The sequence below is a fragment of the Paracidovorax cattleyae genome (assembly GCF_900104515.1).
In the GTDB taxonomy this organism is placed as follows: domain Bacteria; phylum Pseudomonadota; class Gammaproteobacteria; order Burkholderiales; family Burkholderiaceae_C; genus Paracidovorax; species Paracidovorax cattleyae.
This window is the reverse complement of sequence record NZ_FNJL01000070.1, coordinates 1-6024: the sequence shown is the minus strand read 5'-3', so window position 1 is coordinate 6024 and position 6024 is coordinate 1. Positions and strand designations below refer to the sequence as shown.

At 58.6% G+C, this 6024-nt stretch carries 6 protein-coding genes; 2 read left to right on the top strand and 4 right to left on the bottom strand.

Features of this window, described 5'->3' with window-relative positions:
- On the top strand, nucleotides 1–256 hold a 256-nt coding region (locus BLR05_RS25295; protein ID WP_143015861.1), incomplete at its 5' end, for an integrase core domain-containing protein.
- A 191-nt stretch (nucleotides 257–447) separates the two neighbouring features.
- On the opposite strand, the gene BLR05_RS25290 is transcribed toward BLR05_RS25295, so the two are convergent.
- The 4 genes from BLR05_RS25290 to BLR05_RS25275 all read right to left on the bottom strand — a co-directional run bounded on the left by BLR05_RS25290 (nucleotide 448) and on the right by BLR05_RS25275 (nucleotide 5085).
- On the bottom strand, nucleotides 448–1497 hold the full coding sequence (locus tag BLR05_RS25290) for a Fic family protein (protein ID WP_092840532.1): 1050 nt from the start codon (nucleotides 1495–1497) through the stop codon (nucleotides 448–450).
- 284 nt (nucleotides 1498–1781) lie between these two features.
- The gene (locus tag BLR05_RS25285) at nucleotides 1782–2684 is read right to left on the bottom strand and encodes a plasmid partitioning protein RepB C-terminal domain-containing protein (protein ID WP_092840529.1); all 903 of its coding nucleotides are present in this window, start codon (nucleotides 2682–2684) and stop codon (nucleotides 1782–1784) included.
- The gene (locus tag BLR05_RS25280) at nucleotides 2681–3577 is read right to left on the bottom strand and encodes a plasmid partitioning protein RepB C-terminal domain-containing protein (protein ID WP_092840527.1); all 897 of its coding nucleotides are present in this window, start codon (nucleotides 3575–3577) and stop codon (nucleotides 2681–2683) included. Before BLR05_RS25280 ends, BLR05_RS25285 begins: the two co-directional genes overlap by 4 nt.
- Complete coding sequence (locus BLR05_RS25275) at nucleotides 3574–5085, bottom strand: recombinase family protein (RefSeq protein WP_279616045.1); 1512 nt, start codon at nucleotides 5083–5085, stop codon at nucleotides 3574–3576. The genes BLR05_RS25280 and BLR05_RS25275 overlap by 4 nt, the downstream gene beginning before the upstream one ends.
- A 641-nt stretch (nucleotides 5086–5726) precedes the next feature.
- Here BLR05_RS25275 and BLR05_RS25270 point away from each other — a divergent pair.
- A partial coding sequence (locus BLR05_RS25270; protein ID WP_143016039.1) for a transposase occupies nucleotides 5727–6024 on the top strand: 298 nt, incomplete at its 3' end.

Sequence of the window (6024 nt, the reverse complement as noted above, 5' to 3'; positions counted from 1 at the left end):
GCACTTGCTCAACGACGCAGGCTGCCCGACGCAGAACGCCTACATTGAGAGCTTCAACGGCAAGTTCAGGGATGAGTGCCTCAATGAGCAGTGGTTCGAGTCACTGCCACAGGCCAGGCAGGAGATTGCCCGATGGCGGCGGGACTACAACGAAGTACGCCCGCACAGCTCACTGGGGCGCATACCGCCGGCCAGTTTCGCCGCACAGCATCGCCAGCGCACTGGCGATGCTGTGCAACAACCGGAGATCAAGTAATCTCCAAACCCTTGGACTCGCTAACTCAACATTGGCACGGCTGAAGGGGGCAGGTCAAAGCTGCGAGAGAAGTTGCTGTAACGGTCAACCAACTGGTTGCGAAACTGAAAAACGTCATCCACGGTTCTTCTCTCCCTTGTCTTCTTTGTGGGCGCGTGACGCGCCAAGAGCCACGGCGGCCCTGCAGAGGGTCATGGCTGTTTGTGCTGCCATTTGGCCCCCCTGCCTTTGCCATTCGGTTCAATCAATCCTTCGGCCTTCATGGCACGCAGAATCACCCGCACCATGTCGCGGCTGACGCCAGGACAGGCTTCCTCAATTTCCGATATGGAGAAGGGCAACTGGCGCTTGAGAATCTCTGCGCGCACACGGTCGCCCTTGGCTCCGCGCCCGCGCTCGATGGTGCCCACCCGTTCTTCAAACTCTTTATAGGCACGCAACAAGGCGCCCCAGAAGTAATCCAGCCACGGGGCGATGTTGTGGGTGGCGTCGTGCCAGTGCTGCGAGCTGGCCTCCAGCGTCTCGTAGTAGCTTTCTTTCGATTCTTCGAAGATGCGCTCCAGACTGATGAAGCGGCCCACGGCATAGTCGAAGTGGTAGAGCAGTTGCAAGGTCAGCAGTCTCGCCATGCGGCCGTTGCCATCCGGGAACGGGTGAATGCAGAGAAAGTCAAGAACGACCAGCGGCACAAGCACCAGCGGATCGGCCAGATGTTGATCCAGCGCCGAGCGGTAGCGCGCGATCATGTCGTTCATCGCCATGGGCGTCAGATGCGCGGCCACCGGCCGAAATCGGATGCGCGAACTACCATCAGGGTGGCGCTCGATGATGTCGTTGTTGGTCGCCTTCCAGTGCCCGCCCGGTTGGGGCATGTAGCGATACAAGATGCCGTGAAGCTGCAACACGGTGCCTTCCGAGAACGGCATCTGCTCCCCGCTTTCGTGGATCAGGCTCAACGCGTCGCGGTAGCCTGCCACTTCTTGTTCGGATCGGCTCTGCGGCGCGGCGTTTTTGAGCACCAGTGACTTGAGCCGGTGCGCCGCAACCACCACGCCCTCCAAGCGGTTTGAGGACTCGGTAGACTCGACTACCGCCACCTGGCGCAGGTCGCTCAGGACCTCGGGCGACTGGGCGACATAGAGCTGTTGCTTGCCCCGGTACTCACCCAGGGCGCGCAGCGTCGCCAATTGCTGCGTATCGAAACGTAGCTTGGCGAGGTAGTCGGGCGAGAGCGAGTGCATGCAGCATCATCCAGGCAGCAAAGAAAGGGGTAATGCTACAGTGAATTGGGGCATGTTTCGCCGTGATTACCCCAATAAATCGATTGATACCTCATTTCTTGAGCCTGCGGCAGCGTAGAGCGAGGCATTCACTTCGGGCTCTCACCCCCGGGGGCTGTCACGGCGCGTGTCAGCCAAAGGCCGGGAGTCGAGCGGCGGGTGAGGTGAGGTGCATCTCCCTGAAGTGGACTACGGATCAAGGCATTGCGCACTTCGTCGTCAAGAAGGAGCGAATTCTTACTTGCTCACTGAGAAGCCAGTTCTTTGATGTCCGCAATGCGTTGCAACTGCTGCAAATACTCTGGGTGACTTTTGGCCAGCCATCGAACGACCGCGGCGTTTTCCAGCAAGGACGCTCCAATATGAGTCTTGATGATCTCCAGTTGAAGGCTTGCAGGGCCGTACCCTTCCTCAAGTAGTCGTGTATCGGCCTGCGTGGCTGCCAGTTCGCGCTCCAAACGCTGAAGGGCTTCAGTTGGACCCCCGCGCTGTGCCTTGGAGGTCGCTTCTTCCGTCAACTGATCTGCGGGAGTCATTTGCAGCATCGCGGTTGCCAGCTTGATGGAGTAGTTCCCAAGATTGACCATGGCTTGTGCCACGTCGATCTGGCGAAAGGGCTTCATCTGCCTGAGAACACGGAACATGCCATAGGTTGCCGGTTTGTCCGCCAGCAGCGCCACGGCTTCGGTGCAGATGCCATCAAGTAACCGAAACTTCTCGCGGATGGCGCCAGGGGAAACATTCAGTGCTTCTGCCAGTTGCTGTACGGAAACCCCACGCTCGGCGGCGCGCACGATCATGCGATGTGCCTGGACGACGGAAAGTCGGTTCACCCGTTTGTTGTAGGTATAGCCTTCGTCATCTGTGGAAATTAGGCACAACACGCGTTGCGCACCCAAGTCCCGCAAAGCTTCTAGCCGCATCCGGCCGTCGAGCACGATGAAAGTACCCGTCTGCTCACGGTTGATGGACACGACGACCGGCTCCACCAACCCTATCGCTTGAACTGAGCTGCGAATCTGCAGGTATATTACCGATTCCTTGATGCCGCCCGGCAATGGAATCGGGCAATGGATCTGATCTAGAGGAACTTCCACGCAGTCGCGTTCGAATCCCAATCGGACCTGTTTGTGCGCCATCTTCGTCATCGACCCAGTCCTCCGCGAGGTAACAAATCTGCCAAAGGCTGTGGAACGCTGGTGAGCTTCTCGGTCTTGAGGAGTGCGCAGAATTCCTTGTTCGCAAACAGCTCCTTGAAAATCTGCCGGGCCAACAACAGCGACTGTTGTGTGTACTCGGACTTTTTTTGAATCCGTCGGTGCATCTCCACGTCCCGTTTGTACAGCTTCGCCAGTTCTTCTGGCGTCATTGGCTTGCGAGTGGAGGCCTTGGCGAAACTGTTGTTTCCCTTCTTGCCGCTGCGGGTGCGCTGCTCCAGTATCTTGCGCACGATGGTCACCTTGCGGCCCTTGAGATCACCGCTTTCATAGGCGTCAAGCAACAGTTGCTGTGCTTCGCTGTCGCTGGATCGGGAAATGCTAACGGCCAGGTGCAGCGGGATATGCCCGGCCTCGGCGGCAGCCAACAGGCGCTTTTCCCCACGCTCCAACAGGTTGGCTACGTTGTTTACCCAGGACGCCGTGCAGCCCAGCTTGGTAGCGATCTCCGAGTCGCTGTAGCCGCGCTGTTTAAGCACCCGAACCTGTTCCATGGTCTCGACCGCTCTCGGCGTACGCCGGGCAACGTTCTCCACGATGCTCATGACGTGGCCGGTTTCTTCATCGACATCCAGTACGAGAGCCGCAATCTCGCTCTGGCCCAGCAATTTGCAGGACTCCAGTCGACCTTGTCCACATATTAGTGCGTAAGGCAGATCACCTTGACCAGGGTGGACGCGGCGGACTGTGATCGGCCGCTTGAGCCCGACTTGCTCGATGCTTTCCGTGATGGTCTTGTGAATTTTCGGATTACGTACGCGCGGGTTTGCGATGGTGATCTCGGCGATAGGGATCATCTCGATGCGCGGCGGTGGTTTGGTCATGCGGCCTCCGACAGGGGCATCCGCCCCGCCAACTGGTAAAAGCTGTCCAAGGAATCGGTGCGATAGGCGTCCAGCGTGAAGCCGTTGTCTTCCAGGATCGGCAGTGTTTCAGCGGAGAAGTCGATCGCGGGCAATACGTAGTAGTCGTGAGCACGCTGATTCGAGGGATCCATGCGCGCTACCACCGTGATGTCTGGGTGAAGGCTTGCGTCGAACCGAATGCGCCAGCGGTAGGTTCCTGCTGGCGTCGGTTTGCACCGTGCAATGACCAGTGACGTCGTGAACTCCCCGTTGACTGTGAGCAAGTCGGTAGTCTCGTTTCTGAAAGTCCAGCCGCCAGACTGTTGGATACCAGAGGCCATTTCGTCTATGAGTTCAGGGTGGCGCCTCCGCAACGCTCGGTTGATCTCTAGGTAGGCGTAGTCGCGCCGAGGGGTGTAGCCGATGAGGCTGTAAGCGCGGAGCAGACTGCCGAATCGAGTTCGATATGCGGAACTGGACGGCGCATCATCATCCTCGTCGATCAGGATGCCGGAGAGTGCACCGTGCCGCTCAAGCGTTTGCCGCAGCATGCCAAGCATCTGTCCGTCGTCCAAATGGTGCGAACGAGCCGCGATGATGGCCTGCACCTGCATGAACAGAGTGACGGAAACAATCGCCTCGAATGCGCCTTCCCGACGAACCCACTGCTCCGGCGGGTTGCGAACGTGCTGAACCTTCAACTTGAAGGAGGTGCGGTTATAGACGTTGTTGCCGATGTACTTTTCGTTCGTGAGGATTTGATGAATGGTGCCGCGTGTCCACGGCGTACCCATGTCGGAAACCAGTCCTTCCCGATTCAATACAGTGGCGATCACGCGTTCCGGCATACCATCCTTGAGAAACATCTGGTAGATGCGGTGCACCAACGCAACTTCGTCTGGCGGTCCTGGCACAAGGATGACGCGGTCCGTCTGAATGCTCTTTCTCTCGCCGCGGGAAAGCAGGCCCTTCACGTTCAGGTGTTCGTCGATGAGTTGGCGACGCAAGCCGAAGCCCGGCGTTCCACCTTGTCGAAAGCCATGCCTGACGATATTGCACGCCCCATGAAACACCTTGACGCCAAGCTCTCGCACGTATTCGGCGGCCATGCTGCGTTTGAGGCCGACAAGAACGGTGGATGAAATGGAGCCATCGTTGTTGAATGGCTCGGCGCAGTAAATCACCTGAATGCCGTGGCTTTTGCACATGTGCGCGTAGGCCGCCGCTTCGTCAGGGTCGGGAAAGCGACCCCACCGGCTGACGTCGTAAACAAGAACTGCCTGAAAGCCTGGCATTGGCTTCTGTACGTCATGAAGCAACGCCTGCAGTCCAAGACGACCTTTGAGGTTCAGACCGCTCTTGCCCGCGTCCTCATAGGTCTTGACGATCCGCATGCCGTGCAGGCTGGCATATTCGGAGATTGCTGCGGCTTGGTTCTCGGTAGAATACTTTTGGTGCTCCGTGGACATGCGAACGTACTGGGCCACCGGTATGTCGGCTTCCCTAAAAAGTTCGTCAACTGCCTCCCCGATTTGATGACGCACCCAGTAGCTCCATCTTTTTGATGCATACGGTTACACCAATCAGGCTAGTTGGGGAATGTGACAAGTCCATGAAGGTTGGCCCGCCTTGCCAGAAAAAAGATCCTGATGCAGTCAGCCGACTGAGAGGACAAGGAGTTGGTACTTGTAAGTTTCCTGATCTGCAACTTCTTTGGGTGAGAATGCAGAGGCGTAGATTCGGCGCCATCAAGTTGGCGGAAAAATGAGCGAAGCGAAAAAAAGTCAGGGGCACAATTGGGGGCGGAGCCGGGGCAGTGGCGGGTATCCAGGGGGCTCCCCCCTAGGACAGAGGGGCGATGAAGGCCCCTCAAAACCCCCTGATACCCCTCGTTTCCGGTTCGAGTCCCATCAGCCACCCCAGATCAGCGAAGCCGCTACAGCCATGAAAGTTGTAGCGGCTTTCTCTTTTTTGTTCCCACCGTGGGAATACCGCCCCGCCCGTGTCCCCGCCGGAGGCTGGGCGCCCCCGCGGTCACTCGCGCGGGGCAGTGCTGCGGGACGATGGAACGCTAGAGCGTGTTATGAACTTTGCTTCATGAGTGCGATGCGGGAGGTAGAGTTTGCAAATGCCCCGCAAGCCCTACCCGACAGACGTCAGCGACGAAGAATGGAGCTTCGCTGCGCCATACCTGACCCTGATGGACCCGCACGCACCTCAGCGTGGACACGATCTGCGAGAGGTCTTCAATGCCCTGCGCTGGCTGGTGCGCGCGGGAGCGCCCTGGCGGATGCTGCCCAACGATTTGCCGCCTTGGGAGGCGGTCTACCAGCAGAGCCGTCGCTGGCTGGATGCGGGTTGCTTCGAGGCAATGGTCTCGGACCTGCGCTCCATCATCCGGGTGGCGCAGGGGCGCCAAGGCCAGC